This is a genomic window from Burkholderia sp. Bp8986, assembly GCF_003854225.1.
Classification (GTDB): domain Bacteria; phylum Pseudomonadota; class Gammaproteobacteria; order Burkholderiales; family Burkholderiaceae; genus Burkholderia.
Map to the genome: position 1 here is coordinate 190,823 of NZ_QTQM01000004.1, position 23,993 is coordinate 214,815.

At 68.5% G+C, this 23,993-nt stretch carries 25 protein-coding genes and 1 pseudogene; 15 read left to right on the plus strand and 11 right to left on the minus strand.

Translation table 11 applies throughout. The annotated features are described in order from the left end of the window. Nucleotides 1-21: 21 nt before the first annotated feature. Nucleotides 22-918: a LysR family transcriptional regulator gene (locus DID99_RS06395; RefSeq protein ID WP_044845028.1), complete on the minus strand. Its 897-nt coding sequence runs from the start codon at nt 916-918 to the stop codon at nt 22-24. A 162-nt stretch (nt 919-1,080) separates the two neighbouring features. On the opposite strand from DID99_RS06395, the gene DID99_RS06400 reads away from it, so the two are divergent. The 8 genes from DID99_RS06400 to DID99_RS06435 all read left to right on the plus strand — a co-directional run bounded on the left by DID99_RS06400 (nt 1,081) and on the right by DID99_RS06435 (nt 7,678). Continuing rightward, on the plus strand, nt 1,081-1,932 hold the full coding sequence (locus tag DID99_RS06400) for an ABC transporter permease (RefSeq protein ID WP_124666334.1): 852 nt from the start codon (nt 1,081-1,083) through the stop codon (nt 1,930-1,932). A gap of 7 nt (nt 1,933-1,939) precedes the next feature. Then, nucleotides 1,940-2,971, plus strand: a complete 1,032-nt coding sequence (locus DID99_RS06405; protein ID WP_124666335.1) for an ABC transporter ATP-binding protein — start codon at nt 1,940-1,942, stop codon at nt 2,969-2,971. Between the two features lie 35 nt (nt 2,972-3,006). Beyond that, complete coding sequence (locus tag DID99_RS06410; protein ID WP_124486086.1) at nt 3,007-4,095, plus strand: extracellular solute-binding protein; 1,089 nt, start codon at nt 3,007-3,009, stop codon at nt 4,093-4,095. Nucleotides 4,096-4,105: 10 nt separating this feature from the next. Next, the gene (locus DID99_RS06415; RefSeq protein ID WP_124666336.1) at nt 4,106-4,936 is read left to right on the plus strand and encodes an ABC transporter permease; all 831 of its coding nucleotides are present in this window, start codon (nt 4,106-4,108) and stop codon (nt 4,934-4,936) included. Nucleotides 4,937-5,006: 70 nt separating this feature from the next. After that, complete coding sequence (locus DID99_RS06420) at nt 5,007-5,462, plus strand: TIGR00725 family protein (RefSeq protein WP_124666398.1); 456 nt, start codon at nt 5,007-5,009, stop codon at nt 5,460-5,462. A gap of 282 nt (nt 5,463-5,744) precedes the next feature. Continuing rightward, nucleotides 5,745-5,939 carry a YqaE/Pmp3 family membrane protein gene (locus tag DID99_RS06425; RefSeq protein WP_044848494.1) on the plus strand — a complete coding sequence of 65 codons (195 nt, stop codon included), beginning with the start codon at nt 5,745-5,747 and terminating at the stop codon, nt 5,937-5,939. A 120-nt stretch (nt 5,940-6,059) separates the two neighbouring features. Then, nucleotides 6,060-7,376: a type II toxin-antitoxin system HipA family toxin gene (locus DID99_RS06430; RefSeq protein ID WP_124666337.1), complete on the plus strand. Its 1,317-nt coding sequence runs from the start codon at nt 6,060-6,062 to the stop codon at nt 7,374-7,376. A gap of 14 nt (nt 7,377-7,390) precedes the next feature. Beyond that, the gene (locus tag DID99_RS06435; protein ID WP_044848495.1) at nt 7,391-7,678 is read left to right on the plus strand and encodes a helix-turn-helix domain-containing protein; all 288 of its coding nucleotides are present in this window, start codon (nt 7,391-7,393) and stop codon (nt 7,676-7,678) included. Between the two features lie 105 nt (nt 7,679-7,783). On the opposite strand, the gene DID99_RS06440 is transcribed toward DID99_RS06435, so the two are convergent. Genes DID99_RS06440 through DID99_RS06450 form a run of 3 tightly spaced genes read right to left on the minus strand, consistent with a single transcriptional unit; the run spans nt 7,784 to nt 10,393 of the window. Then, a complete protein-coding gene (locus tag DID99_RS06440; RefSeq protein ID WP_044848496.1) occupies nt 7,784-7,963 on the minus strand; it encodes a hypothetical protein in 180 nt (59 codons plus the stop codon). After that, nucleotides 7,935-8,942 carry a cytochrome d ubiquinol oxidase subunit II gene (gene cydB / locus DID99_RS06445; protein WP_124486089.1) on the minus strand — a complete coding sequence of 336 codons (1,008 nt, stop codon included), beginning with the start codon at nt 8,940-8,942 and terminating at the stop codon, nt 7,935-7,937. The genes DID99_RS06440 and cydB overlap by 29 nt, the downstream gene beginning before the upstream one ends. Nucleotides 8,943-8,971: 29 nt before the next feature. Then, the gene (locus DID99_RS06450; RefSeq protein WP_124666338.1) at nt 8,972-10,393 is read right to left on the minus strand and encodes a cytochrome ubiquinol oxidase subunit I; all 1,422 of its coding nucleotides are present in this window, start codon (nt 10,391-10,393) and stop codon (nt 8,972-8,974) included. A 541-nt stretch (nt 10,394-10,934) separates the two neighbouring features. Between DID99_RS06450 and ltaE the strand changes: the two genes are divergently transcribed. Beyond that, on the plus strand, nt 10,935-11,948 hold the full coding sequence (gene ltaE / locus DID99_RS06455) for a low-specificity L-threonine aldolase (RefSeq protein ID WP_044848499.1): 1,014 nt from the start codon (nt 10,935-10,937) through the stop codon (nt 11,946-11,948). A gap of 113 nt (nt 11,949-12,061) precedes the next feature. Here the strand turns inward: ltaE and DID99_RS06460 are convergent, their stop codons facing one another. Then, nucleotides 12,062-12,274, minus strand: coding sequence for a DUF1059 domain-containing protein (locus tag DID99_RS06460; RefSeq protein WP_044848500.1), 213 nt, complete (start codon nt 12,272-12,274; stop codon nt 12,062-12,064). A 159-nt stretch (nt 12,275-12,433) separates the two neighbouring features. After that, nucleotides 12,434-13,339, minus strand: a complete 906-nt coding sequence (locus tag DID99_RS06465; RefSeq protein ID WP_124666339.1) for an HTH-type transcriptional regulator ArgP — start codon at nt 13,337-13,339, stop codon at nt 12,434-12,436. Nucleotides 13,340-13,573: 234 nt separating this feature from the next. On the opposite strand from DID99_RS06465, the gene DID99_RS06470 reads away from it, so the two are divergent. Beyond that, on the plus strand, nt 13,574-14,644 hold the full coding sequence (locus tag DID99_RS06470; RefSeq protein ID WP_124666340.1) for an MBL fold metallo-hydrolase: 1,071 nt from the start codon (nt 13,574-13,576) through the stop codon (nt 14,642-14,644). Nucleotides 14,645-14,772: 128 nt separating this feature from the next. Then, entirely contained in the window at nt 14,773-15,432 is a 660-nt protein-coding gene (locus tag DID99_RS06475; RefSeq protein WP_124666341.1) for a glutathione S-transferase family protein, read from the plus strand. Between the two features lie 136 nt (nt 15,433-15,568). Here DID99_RS06475 and DID99_RS06480 read toward each other — a convergent pair whose 3' ends face one another. The 4 genes and pseudogenes from DID99_RS06480 to DID99_RS06495 form a co-directional block, all read right to left on the minus strand. Then, entirely contained in the window at nt 15,569-16,264 is a 696-nt protein-coding gene (locus DID99_RS06480; protein WP_044848504.1) for a phosphatase PAP2 family protein, read from the minus strand. Between the two features lie 431 nt (nt 16,265-16,695). After that, nucleotides 16,696-16,862, minus strand: a pseudogene (locus DID99_RS38460) (MFS transporter); the annotation flags it as partial. Nucleotides 16,863-16,901: 39 nt separating this feature from the next. Continuing rightward, nucleotides 16,902-17,540 carry a 2-hydroxychromene-2-carboxylate isomerase gene (locus tag DID99_RS06490; RefSeq protein WP_124666342.1) on the minus strand — a complete coding sequence of 213 codons (639 nt, stop codon included), beginning with the start codon at nt 17,538-17,540 and terminating at the stop codon, nt 16,902-16,904. Nucleotides 17,541-17,673: 133 nt separating this feature from the next. Continuing rightward, complete coding sequence (locus DID99_RS06495) at nt 17,674-18,495, minus strand: IclR family transcriptional regulator (RefSeq protein ID WP_124666343.1); 822 nt, start codon at nt 18,493-18,495, stop codon at nt 17,674-17,676. Nucleotides 18,496-18,668: 173 nt separating this feature from the next. Between DID99_RS06495 and DID99_RS06500 the strand changes: the two genes are divergently transcribed. The 4 genes from DID99_RS06500 (at nt 18,669) to DID99_RS06515 (ending at nt 23,472) form a co-directional block, all read left to right on the plus strand. Beyond that, on the plus strand, nt 18,669-19,655 hold the full coding sequence (locus tag DID99_RS06500) for a hydroxymethylglutaryl-CoA lyase (protein WP_124666344.1): 987 nt from the start codon (nt 18,669-18,671) through the stop codon (nt 19,653-19,655). Further along, nucleotides 19,652-20,947, plus strand: coding sequence for a CaiB/BaiF CoA-transferase family protein (locus DID99_RS06505; protein WP_124666345.1), 1,296 nt, complete (start codon nt 19,652-19,654; stop codon nt 20,945-20,947). The genes DID99_RS06500 and DID99_RS06505 overlap by 4 nt, the downstream gene beginning before the upstream one ends. A gap of 85 nt (nt 20,948-21,032) precedes the next feature. After that, nucleotides 21,033-22,340, plus strand: a complete 1,308-nt coding sequence (locus tag DID99_RS06510) for an MFS transporter (RefSeq protein WP_124666346.1) — start codon at nt 21,033-21,035, stop codon at nt 22,338-22,340. A gap of 1 nt (nt 22,341) precedes the next feature. Further along, complete coding sequence (locus DID99_RS06515; RefSeq protein ID WP_124666347.1) at nt 22,342-23,472, plus strand: amidohydrolase; 1,131 nt, start codon at nt 22,342-22,344, stop codon at nt 23,470-23,472. Nucleotides 23,473-23,500: 28 nt separating this feature from the next. Here the strand turns inward: DID99_RS06515 and DID99_RS06520 are convergent, their stop codons facing one another. After that, nucleotides 23,501-23,977, minus strand: coding sequence for an SRPBCC family protein (locus DID99_RS06520; protein ID WP_124666348.1), 477 nt, complete (start codon nt 23,975-23,977; stop codon nt 23,501-23,503). Nucleotides 23,978-23,993 lie beyond the last annotated feature (16 nt).

Below are 23,993 nucleotides of genomic sequence, written 5' to 3' on the forward strand. Positions count from 1 at the left end.
GCCCGGCCATGCCGGGCACGCTCAGCGCTCCGCGCATGCGCCGAGGATCCATTCCCTGAAGCGCCGCAACGCGGCGCTCGTCTCCAGGCGCTCCGGCGCATAGCACAGGTAGTGCCCCTGCGCGTCGACGTCGACGGGCGCGTCGAACGGTTCGACGAGCGCGCCGCTCGCGAGCGTGTCGACGATCAGGAAGCGCGGCACGAGCGCGAGCCCGAGCCCGGCTTGCGCGGCCTGGATCAGCACGGAATACTGTTCGAAGCGCGGCCCGGCCAGCGCGTTCATCCGGGCGACGCGATGGCGTTCCGCCCAGAGGGACCACGCGATTTCCGCCTGCTCATGCACGAGCCGCGGCGCGGCGGCCGTGTCGGCGGGCGTGCGCAGCGCATGTCGTGCCGCGAATTCGCGGGAACAGACCGGCACGAACGTGCGGCCGTCCAGGTAATCGCAGCGGACGCCTTCCCATGCGCCGTCGCCATAGCGTATCGCCGCGTCGAGTCCGAACGGAAACACGTCGCCGTGCGCGAGATGGCGGCGAAAACTCAGCGTGACGTCCGGCGCGCCGGCCAGAAAGCGCGCGAGGCGCGGCACCAGCCACTTCGTCGTGAAGGTCGGCACGCTTGCGATCGTCAGCAGGTCGCTGTCCTCGCGCGCGCTCAGCAATTCGATCGACGCGTTGCCGATCTCGCGCAGCGGGCCGATCACGCGTGCGTGATAAACCTGCCCGGCCCGCGTGAGCGCGAGATTGCGCCCCTCGCGCACGAACAGCTTCACCCCGAACAGCGTCTCGAGATTCGCGATCTGCCGGCTGACCGCGCTCGGCGTCAGGCCGAGCTCGCGCGCCGCATACGAGAAGTTCAGGTACTTCACGGAAGTCGCGAACGCGTGCAGCTCCGCGACGTTGGGAAACAGGTGCTTCACGGCGAACTATTCCTTGCGCGCACAGATCGATGCGGGCGTTGTACGTTTTTTTCATGACGATGCCATGTCGGATCCGCACACTGCGGCCGTCATGACAACGCGTGCCGGCCCTGCCCGGCGGGCGTTGCGTGACCCGTTCCGTGTCCGTAAGCGAGATTCGCCATGCATCCGCCAGCCGCTCCGGCCCTTGCCGAAGCTATTCCGATTCGTCGTAACAAACGGCCGCGCGCGATCGCGGGACGCCTGCTGCTGCAGGCGCTCGTCGCGGTCTTCGGGCTGTACCTCGCGTTGCCGATCGTGCTGCTGCTGATCGGCTCGGTCGGCCAGTCGTGGACGAACACGCTGCTGCCGACCGGCATCACGTCGCACTGGTTCGCGGACCTGGCCGCGAATCGCAGCTTCACCCGCGCATTCGGCACGAGCCTCGTCGTCGCGCTCGCCTGCTGCGCGATCAATGCCGTGCTGGCGCTGCCGCTCGCCTATGCGCTGCATCACCGCGCACTGGCCGGCCGCGGCTTCGCGGCGCGCATCGTGATGCTGATGCCGATCGCGGTGCCGGCGCTGACACTCGGGTTCGGCTACATCGCGATCTTCAGCGGCGATGCGCTGCCGTGGCTCGGCACGCTGCCGCTGATGATCGCCGCGCACGCGATGCTGACGCTGCCGTACCTGCTGCAGACGCTGCTGAGCGACCTGCGCCACCTGGGGCTCGCGCATCTCGAGGCGTGCGCGGCGACGCTCGGTGCGACGCCGCTGCGCCAGTTCTTCACGATCGTGCTGCCGAACCTGCGGCACAGCCTGTTTTCCGGCCTCGTGATGGTCGCCGCGCTGTCGATCGGCGAATTCCAGATCTCGAACCTGATCGCGGGCTTCCGTTACCGCAACTATCCGATCGTGCTGCTGCAGGCGTTCTACGGCGCGTCCGGGATGGCCTGCGCGGCCACCGTCGTGCTGCTCGTCCTTGCCGTGCTCGCGACGCTCGCCTCCGTCCTCACCGTGCCACGCCTGAAGTGAAACCGTCATGAGTCTCGATTTCGAAAACGTCAGCTTCCAGTATCCGGGCGCCCGTCACGGCGTCGACGCGGTCACGCTGTCCGCGGCCCAGGGCGAACTGCTCGCCGTGATGGGCCGCAGCGGCTCCGGCAAATCTACGCTGCTGCGCCTCGCCGCCGGCCTGCTCGACGGGTACGACGGCCGTATCGCGATCGGCGGCCGCGACATGGCCGGCGTGCCGGTGTGGCAGCGCGAGGTCGGAATGGTGTTCCAGCACTACGCGCTGTTTCCGAACCTGTCGGTCGTCGACAACGTCGCCTACGGCCTGAAGATGCGCGGCATGGCCGCGGCACCGCGCCGCCGCCGCGCGCTCGAGATGCTCGAACGCGTCGGCCTCGCCGCGCAGGCCGGACGCAGCACGGCGCTGCTGTCCGGGGGGCAGCAGCAGCGCGTCGCGCTGGCTCGCGCGCTCGTGATCGAACCGAAACTGCTGCTGCTCGACGAGCCGCTTGCGGCGCTCGACGCCGGCATTCGCCACCAGCTGCGCGACGAGATCCGCGCGCTGCAGCGCGCATGCGGCGCGACGACGCTGCTCGTCACGCACGACCAGGACGAAGCGCTCAGCATGGCCGATCGCGTGGCGATCGTCGACGGCGGACGCATGCTGCAGGCCGGCACCCCGCGCGACCTGTACGAGTGTCCGGCGACCGCGCAGGTCGCGCGGTTCGTCGGCCATTCGACGCTGCTGCGCGGCCGCGTGCTCGCGCATGGCGCGGTCGACGTGCGGTTCACGACGCTGCGCGCGGATACGGGTGCGCACCGGCCGGGCGACCCGGTCGAGGTGCTGATCCGGCCGGAACACCTGCAGCCCGATCCGCCCGAGTCCGTCGCGAACCGCATCGACGGCCGGGTCGGCGAGGTGCGCTACTTCGGCGCGACACAGCGCTTCGACTTCGTACCGGCCGGCGCGACCGACGCACTGCTCGGCGAAGGGCGCGAGCTGCCCGCGCGCTGCGTGTCGATCGAGCCGCGCCATCTGCTCGTGCTGCCCGCCGCGTGAGCGCGGGCGACCCATTCATTCAACGGAGAATCACGATGTCTGCACGCCGCCATTTCCTTCATGCGACGCGCCGCCGCCTGCTGGCGCTCTGCGCGTTCGCGACCCTCGCGCCGGCGCTGGCCCATGCCGCGCCGCTGTATCCCGGCGAGGACGCGCTGTACGAGAAGGCCGCCGACGAAGGGCTCGTCGTGTCGTTCGACACGGGCCCGGAATGGGCGAACTGGAAGTCGCTGTTCGCCGAATTCCGCAAGCGCTACCCGAAGGTCGAGATCACGTACAACGACATCGGCTCGGCGGCCACGGTCGTCGCGCTCGACAAGTCGCGACGCCGCCCGCAGGCCGACACGGCGTACTACTTCGCGGCGTCGGCGCTCGATGCGACGGCCAAGGACGTCGTCGCGCCGTTCAAGCCGGTCAATTTCGACAAGCTGCCCACGGTGTTCCGCGCGGCCGACGGCCGCTGGTTCGCGGTGCATTCGCTGAACATCGCGCTGCTCGTCAACAAGAAGCTCGTGAAGAACGTGCCGCAGCGCTGGTCGGACCTGCTGAAGCCCGAATATCGCAATGCGGTCGTCTATCTCGATCCGCGCTCGACCGGGCAGGGGCAGGTCGCCGTGTTCGCCGCCGCCTATGCGAACGGCGGCAGCGTCGACAACCCGAAGCCGGGCGCGGATTTCTTCGGCAAGCTGAAGCAGGCGGGCAACGTGCTGCGCGTCGAGGGGACGACGCCGTACGCGAAATTCGTCAAGGGCGAGATTCCGGTCCTGATCGGCTACGAGAACGACGGGCTCAAGGCCAAGTACGCGGACGGCATGGGTGACGCGGCCGAAGTCGTGATTCCGCAGGACGGCAGCGTGTCGGCGCCGTACGCGATGAGTCTCGTGAAGAACGGCCCGAATCCGGCCGCCGCGCAGCTGTGGCTCAACCTCGTGATGAGCGACGTTGGGCAGGGGTTGTTCGCGCAGGGTTTCGTGCGTCCGGCCGTACCCGGCACGCCGGTGGCGCAGGATGTCGCCGCGAAGCTGCCGAACGCGCCGCAGGTGCGTCCGCTCGACGTCGCGAAGGCCGCGGCGCACAAGGCCGAAGTCGACCAGCTCTGGTCGCAGGCCACGCTCGGCAAGTAAGGGGCGCGCGATGCGGGTTTCGTCCATGCAGCGCGGCGTCCTGCGCCGCTACGGCGCGGTGCCGGCGGCCGGGCTGTTCGCGGTGTGCTTCGTGCTGCCGCTCGCCGCGCTCGTCGGCGCCGCGTTCGACGGCGGCGGCCGTGCGTTCGCCGCGGTGTTCGGCGATCCGCTCGTCGCCGACGCGATCGTGCGCTCGCTGGCGCTCGCGATCGGCGCCGGCACGCTGTCGGTCGCCGTCGGCGTGCCGGTCGCGTTCGTGCTGGCCGGGCAGTCGCCGGCGCGGCGCCGCTGGTCGCTCGCGCTGCTCGGCGTGCCGCTTGCCTTCTCCGGCCTCGTGATCGCGTACGGCTTCATCCTCGTGTTCGGCCGCGCCGGCTTCGTGACGATGCTGCTGGCGTCGCTCGGCGCGGACCCGACCGTGGTCGGCGGCGCGATCTACACGACGCCGGGGCTCGCGTTCGCCTACGCGTACTACCTGATCCCGCGCGTCGCGCTGATGCTCTACCCGGCGCTCGCGAATCTCGACCGGCGGCCGCTCGAGGCGGCGCTGACGCTCGGTGCCCGGCCGTGGCGCGCGTGGTTCGACGTCGCGTGGCGCGAGCTGTGGCCGTCGATCGCGTCGGCGTGGTGCCTCGTTGGTGCGATCGCGCTCGGCACGTACGGCACGGCGCTCGCGCTGGCCGGCACGCAGGTCAACATCCTGCCGCTGCTGATGTACCTGAAGCTGTCCGACGGACAGACCGATTTCTCGCAGGCCGCCGTACTGTCGATCGTGCTGACGGCGCTTTGCACCTGCGTTCTTGCACTGGGGGAAGGACTTGCACGGCAACGACGTCATTGAATGGTCGGACGACACGCGCGGCGCGCTGGCGCAGCTCGCACAGCGACAGCGCGGCGCACGCCGGCACCGGATGCCGGTCGGCGTGATCGGGCCGCGCGACGCGACCGACGCGCAGCTCGCCGTCGCCGAGCGGATCGCGCACGCGATCGCGGGGACGGGCATCGCGATCGTCGGCGGCGGCAAGCAGGGTGTGATGGAGGCCGCGGCGCGCGGCGCGCGGGCCGCGGGCGGATGCGCGATCGGGCTGCTGCCCGAGAACGATGCGCGGGACGCGAATCCGTACCTGTCGGTCGCGCTGCCGACCGGGCTCGGCATCACGCGCAATGCGCTGATCGCACGCGCGTCGCTGTGCCTGATCGCGGTCGGCGGCGGTCTCGGCACGCTGTCCGAAATCGCGCTGGGGCTGCAATGGGGCAAGCCGGTGTTCGCGATCTGCGACGCGCCGCAGGTCGCGGGCGTCGAGCGTTTCGACGAAGCGGACTTGCTCGTCGCGCGGGTCGCGCAGTGGCTGTCCGGTTCGGCGTAGGTCGGCATCCCGGCTGACGGGAACACGCGGACGCGCGTGCGGAGCGGCATGCGGCACATGTTCCGGGCGCGGCGCGGTACCTTCTCCAGCGATTCCGATACGGCTCTCGCGCGATGCGAGGGCCGTTTTTTTCTGCGGCCGGCGGGTGAAGAAGGTGGTGCGGTGCGGACGTTCCGGCGCGGAGCGTCGGCTGCGTGCCAGGCGCGCCGGCTTGAAATGGGGTGCGTGACGCGCCATATTGGCCGCGTACGCTGTTCTTCAACGATGCGAAAAGGAAATCCGATGCGTCTGCTGCTTGCCCTCTTGCTGCCGTGGTTCCAGTTTTTCACGATCGGCCGCCCGATCGCCGGCGTGATCTGCCTGATCCTGCAGCTCACGATCATCGGCTGGCTGCCGGCCGCGATCTGGTCGGTGTATGCGCTGAGCCAGTACAAGACCGATCGCAAGATCGAGGCGGCGCTGCGCGAGCGGCGGTAAGCGGCGGCAGTTTCCCTCGACCGCTGCTTCCGGAGTTCAAGGGGCTCGATTTCTATTTCGGTAGAAATTTATATAATTCAGCTACGATGAACGGCGCGATTTGTATAGATTTCTGCTGAAATGAACGCTTCCTGCACGATCCAGCTCCACGCCGATGGTATTTGGCGCGACGTCGGCGTCGTCACCCTTTTCGGCGAGCCTGACGAGAGCTGGCGCAGTCGTGCCTATACGGGTTACGACGTCGAATGGATCGTTCGACATCAATTCGCCCGCGATGCGCACGCGATGGCATGCGGTTTTCCGGTCGATCTCGAGCCACTGGTGACGCCCCATTGGCCGATTTTCCTGATCGATTTGCTGCCGCAAGGCTTCGGCCGTCAGGAGTTGTTGCGCCGCCTCGATCTGCCGGAAACAGCCGAGGAGCGTGCCGACTGGCCGTTGCTGCTCGCGGGAGCCGGTAACTCGATCGGCAATCTGCGGATCAAGGAAGCCGCGCAGTGGCTCGCCGAGCGCCAGGGGCCGCGGCAAGGATTTACCGACGATGACGTTGTCGCACGCGGAGACGCATTCAGCGAATACCTCGCCGAACATGGATTCTTCGTCGCGGGCTCCTCGGGTGTGCAGGGCGAGTGGCCGAAGCTGCTGCTGACCCGTGCCGACGACGGACTGCTCTATCTCGATCACACGCTGCCCGATGCGCGCGCGGTCGCGCACTACATCGTCAAGTTCGGACGTGGCACGAACGAGCGTCTTGCACAAATCCTTCGTCACGAAGCGCCCTACATGGCATTGGCCCAGCGTCTTGGATTGCGGGTGCATGCGCCGCTGACGCTGCGCGATCGGTCGCTATTCATTCCGCGGTTCGATCGCGCGCGCGTTGGTGGCAGCGTTGTCCGGTTCGCTCAGGAAAGTATTGCGTCGCTGACCGGAAAAGCCGGCTTCGGCGTCGTGCCGAGTCACGACGAGGTGTGCGGGCATCTCGTGCGCCGATGCACGGATCCTCAAGCCGAGGTGGCCGAGTATCTGTGCCGCGACGTCGCGAATCTCGCGTTGGGGAACAAAGACAATCATGCACGGAACACGGCATTGCAACGCGACTTCGATGGACGCGTTGCGTTGACGCCGCTGTACGACTTCGCACCGATGTATCTGCATCCCGACGGCATCGCACGGCGCATCCGCTGGGAAGGAAATGACGGTGGTCAGCCAGACTGGGCGCGGGTACTCGATGCGGTTGTCCGGTCGAGCGAGCCGCAGGCGGGGGAGGCGCATGCCGCGCTGGATCGCGACGCATTGCGGGCACGGCTGCACGCAATGGCGCCGCGCTTGCAGGAGATCGCCGATCGGGGTGTCGATCTCGGACTGGAGCACGATGTGCATGCTTTCCTGAAACCGGGCATCGAGCGGCTCGCCCGCGAACTGGATGCACTGCGCTAGGCGAGGGCGACACGATGGACAAACGCTATAACGCGATGTCGCTTCCCGATCAGCTCGCGTTGCGCCGGCAAGCGATCGAGGACGTTCTCGCGCATCCCGAGTGGTCGCTGCGCGAATCCGTGCGTCATCTGAAGCAGACGATGCGGCTGACGAGCGCCGAAATGGCGAAGCTCGCCGGTGTGTCGACAAAGACGATTCAGGATATCGAGCAGGGCCGCAGCGACGGGACGGTTCAGACGATGAACCGCATATTCGGCATGCTGGGATTGAAGCTCGGCGTCGTGCGGCGGGCGCCGCAATAACGCACGCGGAGGAAGAGGCAGCGGATCACGCATCCATCGGGCGATCGATGCGCGCCGCGCCCGGGCCGCGCGCGTGACGCGATCGCCCGGCCGGCGCGCTGCCTTTTACTTCACCGCGAACAGCGTCAGGTTCATGAAGATCTTGAACGCATAGCCGAGCGTGACGGCGCCGAGCACGCCGCCCGCCCACAGGACGACGAACCACATCCAGCCGCGCATCCGCGGCCGCGGCGCGTCGGGCCGGCGGGCGGCGGGATCAGTGGTGGTAGTAATGCTGGTCTTCATGGCGCACCTTGCCTCGGAATACCCAGTAACCCATCGTCGTGTAGGCGATGATGATCGGGAGGATAACCGCTGCGCCGACCAGCGTGAAGGTCTGGCTCGACCGCGGCGCCGCCGCTTCCCAGATCGTCATCGTCTGAGGAATCGCATACGGGAACATCGTGACGAGCAGGCCGACGTAGCCGAGCAGCACGAGTGCCAGCGCGAGCACGAACGGCGTCATGTCGTGCCGGTTGCGTACCGCGCGACGCATCCACACCGCGCACCCGGCGACCAGGAACGGCACCGGCAGCAGGCGCCAGAACAGCCCCGAATCGAACCAGCGCTGCGCGACCGCCGGATCCTGCAGCGGCGTCCACAGGCTGACGACCGCGATGAAGCCGAGCAGCACGACGGTCAGCGGCCACACGACGCGATGCAGGCGCCGCTGCAGGTCGCCTTCCGTCTTCGCGACGAGCCAGCAGCAGCCGAGCAGCGCGTACGTGACGATCAACCCGAGGCCCGTCAGCAGGCTGAACGGCGTGAGCCAGTCGAATGCGCCGCCGGCGTACACGCCGTCCTTCACGTCGATGCCCTGCAGGAACGCGCCGAGCGCGATCCCCTGGAACAGCGTCGCGCCGGCCGAGCCGCCGATGAACGCGAGATCCCACAGCTGCTTCGTGCGCCGCGCCTTCGCGCGGATCTCGAACGACACGCCGCGGAAGATCAGGCACACCAGCATGAAGATCAGCGGCAGGTACAGCGCCGACAGCACCGTCGAATAGACGATCGGGAACACCGCGAACAGCCCGGCGCCGCCGAGCACGAGCCACGTCTCGTTGCCGTCCCACACGGGCGCGACGGTGTTCATCATCAGGTCGCGTTCCTTCTCGTCCGGGAAGAACGGGAAGACGATGCCGATGCCGAGGTCGAAGCCGTCGAGCACGACGTACATGAAGAGCCCCAATGCGATGATCGCGGCCCAGATTACGGTGACGTCCATAGGTTTTCTCGTTTGCGAAAGTGGGGGGCTCAGACGGTCTCGATCAGCTCGTCGACGGCCGACATCGGGCGGCGCGCGGTGTGATCGGGGCGCGTGTCGGGCTCGCCGTGCCGCGCGTCGTGCTTGACGTCGGGCAGCGCGGGGCCGGCCTTCATCAGCTTCAGCATGTAGTACACGCCGGTGCCGAACACGAGGAAGTAGACGATCACGAACGTCATCATCGACAGGCTGACCTGCTGCACCGACAGCGGCGACACGGCCTGCGCGGTGCGCATCACGCCATACACGACCCACGGCTGGCGGCCCGCTTCGGTCGTCACCCAGCCCGCGAGCAGCGATACGAAGCCGGTCGGGCCCATCACGAGCGCGAAGCGCTGGAACCACTTCGATTCATACAGGCTGCCGCGGCGGCGCAGCAGCCACGCGAGCGCGGCGAGGCCGATCATCGCGAAGCCGAGGCCGACCATGATCCGGAAGCTCCAGAACACGACCGTCGAGTTCGGCCGATCCTCGGGGCGGAATTCCTTCAGCCCGCGGATCTCGCCGTCCCAGCTGTGCGTGAGGATCAGGCTGCCGAGGTGCGGCACCTGGACCGCGTAGCGGGTCGTTTCGGCCTTCATGTCCGGAATGCCGAACAGGTTGAGCGCCGTGCCGCCCTTTTCGGTTTCCCACAGCCCTTCGATCGCGGCGATCTTCGCGGGCTGGTGCTTCAGCGTGTTGATGCCGTGCTGGTCGCCGATCACGGCCTGCAGCGGCGCGAGCACCAGCAGCAGCCACAGCGCCATCGAGAACATCTTCTTCACGCCCTTGTCGCGGCGGCCCTTCAGCAGGTGCCACGCGCCCGTCGCGGCCACCACCAGCGCGGCGACGATGAACGCGGCGATCGCCATGTGGAACAGGCGGTACGGGAACGACGGGTTGAAGACGATCGCGAACCAGTCGGTCGGCACGATGCGGCCGTCGACGATCTCGAAACCTTGCGGCGTCTGCATCCAGCTGTTCGACGCGAGGATCCAGAACGTCGAGATCAGCGTGCCGATCGCGACCATCAGCGTCGCGCCGAAGTGCGCGCGCGGGCTGACGCGGTTCCAGCCGAACAGCATGATGCCGAGGAAGCCGGCTTCGAGGAAGAACGCCGTCATCACCTCGTACATCAGCAGCGGGCCGGTGACCGAGCCGGCGAAGCTCGAGAAGCCCGACCAGTTGGTGCCGAACTGATAGCTCATCACGACGCCGGAAACCACGCCCATTCCGAACGCGACCGCGAAGATCTTCGACCAGAACAGGCAGAGTGTCTTGTAGTACTGCTTGCCGGTCTTCAGCCAGCGATATTCGAGCACGGCGATGAAGCTGGCGAGGCCGATGCTCAGCGCCGGGAAGACGATGTGAAAGGAGACGGTGAACGCGAATTGCAGGCGGGCCAGATCGAGGGCCGAAAATGCGGTGTCCATACCAGTTGACCGAGGCTTGACGATACCCGCCGGCGGGGTGCCGGCGGACCCCGGCCAGAGGGGGCATCGGGGTTGGCTGGAGTATGTGCCGCGATGTTGCGCCGCGAAATGCGCCAACTCGTCGCAGATGTCCAGCCCGGCGCGCGCGGTTTCGAGATAAATCGTTGATTCGTATCAAGATCGCGGCGCGCGCCGCAGGCGACCGTGGCGTGGCGGTCTGCCGCACGTGCGGCAATATGGCGCGTCGCATCACGGGAACGATGCGGCGTGCGCGAAGGTGCCGCGCGTTGGCACGCGCGGCCTATGCCTATGCCGATGCCGGGTGTCCGGCCGCCGCCGCGTTGTTGACGATGCCGCGCCGGCGTGGACCGCGTCGCGTCGTGCCGGTTGTATCCGGATCGTGCACCTGCGGCGCCCGGTCACGTGGCTTTCGCCCGGCGCGAAGCATCGGCAAGCGCTGCGCGAATTGCGTACACTCTGAGTCTCGTTTCGGCAGGGCCGGGCGCATCGGTACCGGTCCGCGTTCACTCAGGGCACGAAGATGATCGATTTACGCAGCGATACCGTAACACGTCCGAGCCAGGCGATGCTGGCCGCGATGACTGCCGCCGAAGTCGGCGACGACGTATGGGGCGACGACCCGACCGTGCTGCGCCTGCAGGCGGTCGCGGCCGAGCGGGCCGGCAAGGAAGCCGGCCTGTTCTTCCCGAGCGGCACGCAGAGCAACCTCGCCGCGCTGATGGCCCATTGCGAACGCGGCGACGAATACATCGTCGGCCAGCTCGCGCACACCTACAAGTACGAAGGCGGCGGCGCGGCCGTGCTCGGCAGCATCCAGCCGCAGCCGATCGAGAACGCGCCCGACGGCACGCTGCCGCTCGCGAAGATCGCCGCGGCGATCAAGCCGCTCGACAATCACTTCGCCCGCACGCGCCTGCTCGCGCTCGAAAACACGATCGGCGGCCAGGTGTTGCCGGACGGCTATGTGCAGGAAGCCGTCGCGCTCGCGCGCAGCCGCGGGCTGGCCACGCACCTCGACGGCGCGCGCGTGTGCAATGCGGCCGTCGCGTCGGGCCGTCCGATCGCGGAACTGTGCGCGCCGTTCGATACCGTGTCGATCTGCTTCTCGAAAGGGCTCGGCGCGCCGGTCGGTTCGGTGCTGGTCGGCAATCGCGCGCTGGTCGAGCGCGCGCAGCGCTGGCGCAAGGTGCTGGGCGGCGGGATGCGGCAGTCTGGCATTCTCGCGGCGGCCTGCCTGTATGCGCTCGACCACAATGTCGAGCGGCTGGCCGACGATCACGCGAACGCCGCGCATCTCGCGGCAGGCCTCGCGCGCATCGAGCCGGTGAAGGTGCTGTCGCATGCGACGAACATGGTGTTCGCGCAATTCCCCGAAGCCGATTGCGCGCCGCTCGAGGCATGGCTCAAGGCGCGCGGGATCCTCACGCAGATGCTGTACGCGTCGCGCTTCGTCACGCACTGCGACGTGTCGCGCGCGGACATCGATACCTTCATCGATGCGGTCGGCGCGTATTTCGCGCAGCGGCGTACTTAAAGCCGAGTGCGCCGGCCGGCGGGGGCGCCGGCGCGTCGTGGCGCGAAGCAGGAGCAGGGAGGCGACGGGGGCGGCGATGCAGCCCGTTTGTCGATATCTGGCGTGCCGGCGGGTTACGCTTGCCGGAGCATGTCGGCGGGCGGCGTGCCGTCGCGGAACAGTGTTTTCAGTTGCGTGCGCAGTTCGGCGCTGTCGGTGTGCTGGTGCACCGAGACCGCGTGTTGCACGGCGGCCTCCAGCAGTTCGTCGTCGGAGTCGGCGGAAATTGCGACCGAGCAATTCATCGCGCTGGGAAACTCGCGGCAATCGATATAGCGGCGGGGCATGATGTTCTCCTCACGGGAAAGGGAACGGCCGGATGTGCGTGATCGGCCGCGCGGCGCGTTCGCGGGGCCGATGGAAAAAGTATAGGCGGCGCGGCGGCGTTTCTCTTGGCCACGCATGCCGCGCGACGTGCCGCGCCGGCGGTGTCGATCACCCGTTCGTCACGGCAGCGGCGCGAGCAACCGGCGCGCCGCTTCGACCACCCGTGCGGACAGCGACGCCATCGTCGGCGATTGCACGGTCCATGCGTGCCAGTACAGCGTGATGTCGGTCGGATGCAGCGGCGCGAGATCGACGAGCCCCTGCGCGTCGAGCGGTGCGCCGCCGAGCAGCGGTTCCGGCACCATCGCGTAGCCGAGCCCGTGCCGCACCGCCGCGAAATGCGCGTGCGTGCCCGGCACGTAGTGGCACGGATACGCGCCTTCGGGCAACCCGAACTTCTCCTTCAGGAACGAGGACTGCAGCGTGTCGCGCCGCGAATACGCGACGACCGGCGCATGGCGCGCGCCCGTGCGGTTCAGGCCGCGCGGAAACCAGCGCAGCGCGAACGCGGCGGCCGCGAGCAGCCGGTAGCGCATCGTGCCGAGCGGAGTCGCGACGCAGCCGCGCATCGGCTTCGGCTCGGTCGTCACGCAGCCGACGGCCATCCCGCTTTCGAGCAGCGCGAACGTGTGGTCCTGGTCCTCGACGATCAGCTCGAACAGGATGCGATCGCCCGCGAGCACCGACGTCAATGCGGGCAGGAACCAGGTGCCGAGGCTGTCGGAGTTCAGCGCGATCGTGACCGAGATCGGCGATTCGCGCTCGGTCGCGAGCGTGCTTTGCAGGTCGGCCTGCAACAGCGCGACGCGGCGCAGGTGCTGCAGCACGCGCTGCCCGGCCGCCGTCGGCCGGCACGGCCGCGTGCGCAGCACGAGCGGCGCGCCGAGGCTCGCCTCCAGCGCGCGGACCCGTTGCGTGACGGCGGACGCGGTCACGTGCAGGCGCACGGCGGCCTGCTCGAAGCTGCCGGTGTCGGCGACGGCCAGCAGCGCGGCGGCTTGCTTCGGATCGATCGTCAGAGACATGTCGACGCAATTCTTGTGAACGTAAGACGAGAACAGGCGGTAGTGTAAGGCAGCACGCGCGACGGACCGGATGCGGCGTGACGTCTCGCCGCGTGCAACGACGCCGGTGGCGCGCGTGTTTTGAACTACGCTGTATGAACGTGTGCGCCGCGAGCCGGCGCCACACGCGGTGCGGGTTGCACGACCCGCACCCTTCACCCGACCGACACGCCCAGCCGACGGAGCGACTTCGCGATGATCTTCCGGCAACTCTTCGACCCGCAATCGTCGACCTACACGTACCTGCTCGCCGACCGCCCATCGCGCGAGGCGCTGCTGATCGACCCGGTGTTCGAGCAGGTGCGCCGCGATGCGGCGCTGCTCGACGAGCTCGGGCTGCGGCTCGTCGCGACCGTCGATACGCACGTGCACGCCGATCACGTGACGGGTGCGTGGCTGCTGAAGCAGCGCACCGGCAGCGCGATCGCGATTTCGGCCGCGAGCGGCGCGCAGGGCGCCGACCGCTACCTGAACGACGGCGATCGCTGCGCATTCGGCCCGCGCTACCTGACCGTGTGCGCGACGCCGGGCCACACGAGCGGCTGCATCAGCCTCGTGCTCGACGATGAATCGATGGCGTTTACCGGCGACTGCCTGCTGATTCGCGGCACCGGCCGTACCGACTTCCAGCAGGGTGACCCGCGCGCGCTGTATCGCGCGGTGCACGGCCGGCTTTTCACGCTGCCGGCCGCATGCCTGCTGTATCCCGCGCACGACTATCGCGGGCTCACGGTCACGAGCGTCGGCGAGGAGCGGCGTTTCAATCCGCGCCTCGGCGGCGATCTCAGCGAGGACGATTTCGCGGGCTACATGCGCAACCTCGGGCTCGCGCATCCGCGCCAGATCGACGTCGCGGTGCCCGCGAATCTGCAGTGCGGACTCGCCGCGAATGCGCCCGACGTGCAGGCGGCGCCCGACTGGGCGCCGCTCGTCTATACGTTCGCCGGATTCTGGGAAATCGATCCGCAGTGGCTCGAGGATCACCTGCCGGCGGTGCAGGTCGTCGACGTGCGCGAGCCGGACGAATTCACCGGCCCGCTCGGCCACCTGCCGGGCGCGACGCCGATTCCGCTCGGCGAACTGGCCGCGCGCACCGGCGAACTCGCGCGCGACCGGCCGATCGTGACCGTGTGCCGCGCGGGCGGCCGCTCCGCGCAGGCGACCGTGATCCTGCTGAAGGCCGGCTTCGATGCCGTCGCGAACCTCGGCGGCGGGATGCTGCGCTGGCGCGGCGAAGGCCGCGTCGTGATGGATGGCCGGTCGTAGCGGCGCGATGCCGCGCAACGGAAAAAAATGTTCGGCCCGGTGTCGATTCGGCCCGGCGCCGTTCGTCGTCAAGGTATCCGATCACGTGGCGCTGCATGACGCGGCGCCGAAACCCCGAGAGACCCGCGATGACGCCGACGCTTTACGCCCATCCCTTTTCGTCCTATTGCCAGAAGGTGCTGACCGCGCTGTACGAGAACGGCACGCCGTTCGACTATCGCGTGCTCGCGCACGACGATCCGAAGCCGATGCAGGAACTGGCCGCGCTGTGGCCGCTGAAGCGCTTCCCGGTGCTCGTCGACGCGGGCCGTACCGTGATCGAGGCGACGATCATCATCGAGTATCTCGATCTCTACCACCCGGGCCCCGCGCGGCTGGTGCCCGACGACCGGCGCGCGGCGCTGGAAGTGCGGATGATGGATCGTTTCTTCGACAACTATGTCGCGACCCCGCAGCAGAAGGTCGTGTTCGATGCGTTGCGGCCGGAACACGAGCGCGATGCGCGGGGTGTCGCCGATGCGCGCGCGATGCTCGAAACGTCGTACGCATGGCTGGATCGCACGATGGCCGATCGCGAATGGGCGGCCGGCGACCGCTTCAGCCTCGCCGACTGCGGCGCGGCGCCGTTCCTGTTCTACGCGGACTGGACGCACCGGATCGATCCGTCGTTCGCGAACGTGATCGCATATCGCCGGCGGCTGCTTGCGCGGCCGTCGTTCGCGCGTGCGGTCGACGAAGCGCGGCCGTATCGCGCGTTCTTCCCGCTCGGGGCGCCCGACCACGACTGACGTGCGCGGCCGCCGTCGCCGCGGCGGCGACGATCCGGACGGCGGCGCGCGCCGGGCGCGATGCCGCCGCGCAGGGCCGGCAGCGTGTGCCCGGGCGTCGTGTCGACAGCAGCGGATGCATGGCGGCGCCGTCCCGTTACATCGCCGTATGCTTGACCGACTGCGCGAGCGTCAGCAGTTCGTCGAACTGCGTGATCAGCTCGAAGCACAGCAGGAACGCGAGCGTATAGGCCGGCGCGGGGAAGCGCCGGATCGCCTCCAGCACCTGCGGCGCGAAGCGCGATCGAATCGCATCGCGCGTCAGCAGCCACGCGAGCGCGATGCCGATCGCGGCACCGGCGATCAGGTCGGTGGGGTAGTGATAGCCGAGATACGCGCGCGGCACGCAGATGAACACGACCGCGTACAGCAGCGAGAACACGCCGGCGCGTCGCGCGATGATGAAGATGCCCGTCGCGATCGCCATCCACAGCATCGCGTGATCGCTCGGAAACGAACTCCAGGCCTGCAGCGTGGCCGCACGCAATTCCTCGGACGGGAAGTGCAGGTGCAGGTCGGGGTTGTAGATCGGCCGCACGCGGAACGGCAGGACTTTCGCGAGCAACCGGCCGAACGCGAGCGCGACGAGCCCGCTCGCGACCGTCGCGATGACCAGCTCGCGTTGCCGTTCGCGCTGCGGTCCCGGCTGGAACCACAGCCAGCACAGCACGGGGATCAGGACGAAGCCCTTGAACGTATAGAGGCCGGCGATCACGCGGATCGCATGATTCATCAGCGGTCCGAACGTAATGTGGGTGAGGAAGATCTGGATCGTGGTGTCGAAATTGTTCATGTTCTGCGACCCCGGCGGACACGCAGCACAGGACATGCGACCGGCAGGGATCAGGAAGCGCGCTCGCACCGGAGCGCAATGGGGGGCAAGTATGTCACCGGTAATTTCGAAGAAAATGGGAAAAAATACCGGGAATCCCCTGAGAAAATCTACTTTGCCGATGGGGCCGGATTCGGGAGGGCCGTGCGGTGCGGCCGTGAGAAATGATCCGATGATTGCGCGCGGGGGCCGGGCGCGCGCGAAAAAATAATCGGTTGAACTGCGCAATCCGGCGACGCGTTCCGAGTATTGCATCGGATGAACGAATGCCGGCTGTCTCTCGCACGAATCGGCCGTGCCGCGCGGGGCCGCACAGCACCGATCGAAAATAAAAGAAAAGGCGGGCAAGCCCTGCGGACCCGCCTGCCGTGCAATCGCACTGCCGAAAATCGACGGCGCCACGTGCACACGGCCAGTGCCGGTGGCGACGTTGTCGGCGCCGGCGCGATCACCGCATGCCGGTCAAGTTGCGCGAGCAACGAACCGCCGAGCGCGGCGCCGCTCGTCATCCCGATGAACATGCCGAGAACAGCACCGCGTCGAGGCGGCTGCGCGTCGAACGACGCGACACGTGAGCCGCCAGCGCCGAGGCGCGCCGTCAGCCGCGCCGGATGCCTTCGGGCAGCGCGCTGATGCGGCGCACTTCGGGCGAGTCGAGCCACGCGCGGGACGTCGCGCAATCGACGAACATGTCGGTCGCATCGTCGCCCCAGAACAGGTCGCCATCGAGTTCGAAGGTCGGCACGCCGAACACGCTATGTGCGATCGCCTGATCGGTGTTCGCGCGCAGCGCGTCCTTCACCGCTTGCGCGTCGACGGCCGTCACGCCTTCCGGAAAGCCCACCGCCTCGCACAGCGCGGCGAAACCCTCTGGCGTCGATACGTCCTGGCCGTCGCGCCAGATGTGCCGGAAGATTCGCCGGATCGCATCGGGCGTGTTGCCCATCGCGAGCGCGAGACGCAGCGGCCGGATCGGGTTGAACGGATGCGCGGGCGGCATCCGGAATGGAATGCCGAGCTTGTCCGCGCGGTACTGCGCGTGGCGATAGGTGAAGATGCGCTTCGCCGCGATCTCGGCCGGCGCTTTCTGGCCCCAGTGCGTGAGCACGGCGCCGAGCACGATCGGTTTCGGCTCGTAGGCGGCAGCCGGCGGCAACTCGTCGAACCGTTCCTGCTGCAGGTAGGCGAACGGCGAGACGAAATCGAAATACCAGGTGGCGGTGCGCGGGGCGTTCATCGTGGGTTCCCTTGTGCGTGTCCGGACGGCAGTGGCATGTGCCGCGCCGGCGGGCGGCGCGCTGCATGCGGCAGCGGCCAGTGTCGCATGCGGCCGGCGTTTGCGCTGCCGCGTCGCCGGACGCGCGTGCCGGCTAGGGCTGCGCGGGTTCGTCCGCGGCCGCGGTGAAGCGCGCGAGACTGTCGCGCACGGCCTGCGCGTCGTAGCGCGCGCCGGCGCCACCGAGCGCGACGGTCGCCTTCTGCGCGAGCGGCAACAGCAGCGCGAGCGCCGCGGCCATCGCCGGCGCGGCGGCCAGCCGCGATTTCGGCCCGGACACCGTGAGCGCGCCGACGCAATCGCCGGCCGCGCCGAACACCGGCACGGACGCCGAAGCCGTCTCCGGGTCGCGCTCGCCGTACGACGCGGCCCACAACTGTTCGCGTATGTCGTTCCAGCGCGCATCGTGCGGGTCGGTGAACGCGAGCAGCACCTTCCCGGACGCCCCCTGGTGAACCGGAAACTCCTCGCCGACCCGGATCGACACGCGCACCGTGCGCGCGGGTTCGACGCGGTAGAGCACCGAGCGCATCTCGCCGTGGCGCACGTAGAACGACGCCGTTTCGCCGAGTTCGCGGCTCAGCGTCTCGAGCAACGGTTCGACGACCGGACCGACCCGGAACGAGCGCTGATACAGCGCGGCGAGCCGCAACGGCTCGTGTCCGACCGCGTACTGGCCGTCGTCGAGCTTGCGCATGAAGCCGCCGTGCTCGAGCGCGGCGAGCAGGCGCAGGATCGTGCTCTTGTACAGCCCGGTGCGGCGCGACAGTTCCGCGAGCGACAGCCGGTCGTCGGTTTGCCCGAAGGCATGGAGGATCGCGAACGCGCGATCGAGGACGGCGACGCCGCTGGAGGCGTCGGCCGACGAGTCGGGGGCGGTGCCGGTGGGTTCTGCGGGGAGCGAGGTCGGAGGCACGGCTTGCAGGTCCTTGGGTGACGGTCGATCCACTATATCGTTCTGCCTGATAGAACACAAGTTCCAGAAAATCGCAATTTCACGGGTATACCCCGCTTACAGCCGATTCGACGCGCCTCTAAAGTTCCGTCAAACAGAACGATGTTCTTTTAGATAGAACCATGAGGTGTCGAATGAGCGTTTCCGGGTACCCAGAGGTGCTGGTCAGCGAGGTCGGGCCGCGAGACGGCCTGCAGAGCATCAAGGCCGTGATGCAGACGGCCGACAAGTTGCGCTGGATCACCGCGCTCGCCGCGGCCGGCCTGCGCGAGATCGAGGTCGGGTCGTTCGTGCCCGCGCGGCTGTTGCCGCAGATGGCCGACGTGCGGGAAGTCGTCGCGCATGCGCTGACGATCCCCGGGCTGCACGTCGCCGCGCTCGCGCCGAACCTGCGCGGCGCCGAAAGCGCGTTCGAGGCGGGCGTCCACAAGCTGACGTTGCCGGTCTCGGTGACCGAGGCGCACTCGCTGGCGAACATCCGCAAGACGCCGGCGCAGATGATCGACGAGGTGCGCGCGATCGTCGCGCTGCGCGATGCGCGGTTTCCGTCGGTGCAGATCGAGGCCGGCGTGTCGGTCGCGTTCGGCTGCACGATCGCCGGCGCTGTCTCCGACGACGAGACGATCGCGATGGCGGCTGCGATGGCCGAATGCGGGGTCGACGAGATCGGTCTGTCCGATACGAGCGGCTATGCGAATCCGGTGCAGGTGCGCCGGCTGTTCCAGCGCCTGCAACGCGAAGTCGGCGACAAGGCGGGCGGCGCGCACTTCCACAACACCCGCGGGCAGGGGCTCGCCAACGTCGTCGCGGCGCTCGACGCCGGCGTGACGACGATCGACGCGAGCCAGGGCGGTCTCGGCGGCTGCCCGTATGCACCGGGCGCGACCGGCAACATCGTCACCGAGGATCTCGTGTTCCTGCTGGAGTCGATGGGGATCGACACGGGCATCGACGCCGATGCGCTGCTCGCCGCGCGCGCGATCCTGCACGCGGCGCTGCCTGCCGAGCCGCTGTACGGCCACGTGCCGGACGCGGGGCTGCCGAAGGGATTCCGTTACGCGGACGGCCGTGCGCCGTCGGCGGCCCAGCCGGAAGGTTGCCTGACGGGAGTCGCGCAATGAACGATCGCCAACCGGCTGCGGCGCTGCCGTACGAAGGCGTGCGCGTGATCGAGATGACGCACATGGTGATGGGCCCGACCTGCGGCATGCTGCTCGCCGATCTCGGCGCGGAAGTCATCAAGATCGAACCGATCGCGGGCGACAGCACGCGTGCGCTGCGCGGTTCCGGCGCGGGCTTCTTCGGGATGTTCAACCGCAACAAGAAGAGCCTCGCGGTCGACGTGAAGGATCCGCGCGGGCTCGAGATCGTGCGGCGGCTCGTCGCGACGGCGGACGTGTTCAGCGAGAACTTCAAGAGCGGCACGATGGATCGGCTGGGTCTCGGCCATGCCGCGTTGTCCGCGCTGAATCCGCGCCTGGTGTACGTGTCGCACAAGGGTTTCCTGCCGGGGCCGTACGAACATCGCACCGCGCTCGACGAAGTGGTGCAGATGATGGGCGGTCTCGCGTACATGACGGGCCCCGAAGGCCGGCCGTTGCGTGCGGGCTCGAGCGTGAACGACATCATGGGCGGGATGTTCGGCGCGATCGGCGCGATGGCCGCGCTCGCACAGCGCGAACGCACCGGCCGCGGCCAGCAAGTGCAGAGTTCGCTGTTCGAGAACAACGTGTTCCTCGTCGCGCAGCACATGATGCAGTTCGCGGTGACGGGGCAGGCCGCGTCGCCGATGCCGAGCCGCATTTCCGCGTGGGCGGTCTATGACGTGTTTTCGGTGAAGGACGGCGAGCAGATCTTTCTCGCGGTCGTATCGGACACGCAATGGGCGCTGTTCTGCGATGCATTCGGCCTCGCCGCGCTGAAGGACGATGCGCGTCTTGCAACCAATAACTTGCGCGTGCAGGCCCGCGAGTGGCTGCTGCCCGAACTGCGTGCGCGGCTCGCCGCGCATTCGGCCGCGGAGATCGGCGCGATCTTCGAATCGATCGGCCTGCCGTATGCGCCGATCACGAAGCCGCAGGACCTGTTCGACGATCCGCATCTGCTCGCGACGGGCGGGCTCGAAGCCGTGACGCTGCCGGCCGACGCGAGCAGCGCCGGCCGGCCGGTCGACACGCGCACCGCGCTGCTGCCGCTCACGCTCGCGGGCGAGCGCCTGCGGCTGCGCGCGGCGCCGCCCGCGCTCGGTCAGGACACGTGCGCGTTGCTCGGCGAACTCGGCTATACGCCGGACGAGGCCCGGGCGCTGATCGCAGCCGGCGTCGTTGCCGGGTCGCACGGACACGGCGCGGACGGCCAACCGCCGGGCGTGGCGGCCGATACGCCTTCGCCGAACGAAGTAGCGAGCGCGTAGCGCCGCCGCGATCCATCGAACGAACAAAAGGCGTCCTGCCCGTGCGATCGCGCGGGCGAGGAGCGCCGCATCCACGGAGACAACCATGACATCCGCTTCCCCGGCGCTGGCCGCCGATCGCGAAACCGACGCGTCGATCGAGCAACGGGCCGTGCGCAAGGCCGCGTGGCGTTTCATTCCGCTGCTCGCGCTCGCGTACTTCTTCAACTACCTCGACCGCACGAGCGTCGGGTTCGCGGCGCTGACCATGAACCGCGACCTCGGCTTGACCGCGACGCAGTTCGGCTGGGGCGCGGGGATCATGTTCGCGGGCTACTGCGTGTTCGAGGTGCCGAGCAATCTCGCGCTGTACCGCTTCGGCGCGCGGCGCTGGCTCGCGCGCATCATGATCACGTGGGGGCTGATGGCGGCCGCGACCGCGCTCGCGACCGGGCCGACGAGTTTCTATGCGATCCGGCTGCTGCTCGGCATCGGCGAAGCGGGCTTCTTTCCGGGCGTGATCTTTTTCCTCGCCGTGTGGTTTCCGGCGAGTTACCGCACGCGGGTGCTGGCGTGGTTCACCGTGTCGACACCACTGTCGTCGCTGATCGGCGGCCCGTTGTCGACGTGGCTGCTGCAGCTCGACGGCGTGCTCGGCCTTGCGGGCTGGAAGTGGATGTTCATCGTCGAAGGGCTGCCCGCGTGCGCGCTCGGCTTTCTCGTGCTGAAGCTGCTGTCCGATTCGCCCGCAGATGCCGCGTGGCTGTCGAGCGACGAGCGTGCCGCGCTGCAGCGCGCGTTCGAGCGCGAAGGCGCGGCCGCCGGCCGCAAGAAGCACTTCGGCGTCGCGCTGCGCGACGTGCGCGTGTACGTGCTCGCGCTGATCTCGTTCGGCTTCACGATGGGTTCTTACGGGATCGGCATCTGGTTGCCGCAGATGCTCAAGGCACACGGCATGTCGACGATGCAGACGGGCTGGCTTTCCGCGGTGCCGTACTTCTTCGCGACCGTCGCGCTGCTGTGGTGGGCGAAGCGGGTGGACCGGCGCGGCGGCCCGGTCGCGAACCTGGCGATCGGGCTGGCCATCGGCGCGGTGGCGCTCGGCGTGTCGACCCACTTCCTGACGCTCGGGCCCGCACTCGTCGGCATCACGCTCGCGCTGATTGGCACGATTGCCGGTCGCACGATCTTCTATACGCTGCCCTCGCGCTTCCTGTCCGGCCAGGCGGCGGCCGGCGGGCTCGCGCTGATCAATTCGATCGGCGCGCTCGGCGGATTCGCGGGCCCTTATCTCGTCGGCTACCTGAAGGACGGCTTCGGCACCTTCACGGCCGGGATGCTCGGCCTCGCGATCGTGCTGGCGATCACGACGCTGCTCACGCTGTCGCTGTACGCATTCGACCGGAGCGAATGACATGGATGCGACCATTTCGATCAAACGACGCCGGTTGCTCGGTGCGGCCGCCGCATCGCTCGCGCTCCCTGCATGGGCCGATACGCGCGCGCCGGCTGAAAACGGACCTTCCCGCATGACGACCCAAGGCAACTATCTCGCAGTGCGAAGCGACTGGCTCGCATCTGCGCTCGAACCCGCACTCGATCCGGATCTGCCGATCGTCGATGCGCATCATCACTTCTACGAGCGGCCGGGCTGGATCTACATGCTCGACGACTATCTGCAGGACGCGCGATCCGGCCACAACGTCCAGGCATCCGTCTACATGCAGGCGCTGACGCGCTATCGCGACGCGGGCCCGGCCGAACTGAAGCCGGTCGGCGAGACGGCCTACGTCGCCGGCGTGACGGAGCCGCTGCAACGCAGCGGCCCGGCCGTCGCGAAAGGCATCGTCGGGCACGCGGACCTGCGGCTCGGCGAGCGCGTGCGCGACGTGCTCGAAGCGCACGTCGACGCGGGGCGCGGACGCTTTCGCGGCGTTCGACACCTGAGTACCTGGGATGCCGATCCGACGCTCGCCAACCCGTTGTCGGCGGTGCCGCGCGGGCTGTTGCTCGACCCCGCGTACCGGGCCGGCGTCGCGCAGCTCGCGCCGCTCGGACTATCGTACGACGCGTGGCTGTTCTTTCCTCAATTGCCCGAGCTGTTCGATCTGGCGAAGGCGAACCCCGACACGCGGATCGTCGTCAATCACTGCGGCGGCGTCGTGCGGATCGCGAGCTACGCGGACCAGCGGCCGGAAGTCTTCCAGCGCTGGTCGGCATCGATGCGCGAACTCGCGCGGCTGCCGAACGTATTCGTGAAGGTCGGGGGCCTCGGCATGCGGATCAACGGGTTCGATTTCGAGAAGGGCGCGCGGCCGCCGTCGTCCGAACAGCTCGCCGCCGCGTGGAAGCCGTGGATGCTCACGTGCATCGAGGCGTTCGGCGCGAAGCGCTGCATGTTCGAGAGCAATTTTCCGGTCGACAAGGGCTCGTATTCGTACGTGAACGGCTGGAACGCGTTCAAGCGGCTGGCCGCACACGCGAGCCCGGACGAGCGCGATGCGCTGTTCCGCGGGACCGTCTCGCACGCGTACCGGCTCGGTTGACGCATACCGAGCACGTCGCGTCGCGCTGCTAGCCCGTCTCGACCAGCGCCGCCAGCCGGGCGAGCGCCATGCGCCAGCCGGTCTCGTTGTCGGCCGCCGGCACGCCTGGCGGCACACCGTCGTGCACCGCGTCGACGCGTGTGCCGCCAGCTTCGTCGGACAGCGTGATCGTGATCGTCATCGCGCCGCGCAGCATCGGATCGTCGGTTTCGAACACGTCGATTTCGACGATCCGTTCGTCGGGCACGAGCGTCACGAAGCGGCCGTGATAGGTGTCGGTGTGCGCGGTGGTCTTGCCGGTGCCGTCCGACGGTTCGTCGTAGGTCAGCGACACGCGCAGCGCGCCGCCTTCGCGCGCGTCGTAGGCGAGCACTCGGCACGTCATGCCGTCCGGCACCTTCCATTGTTCGACGGCGTGCGGATCGAGCAGCGCGCGGTAGACGCGCCCGCGCGGTGCGTTCAGGTGCCGGCTGACCCGGGTCGAATGCGTGTGCATCTGCAGCATGTGGCCTCCCGCGGAG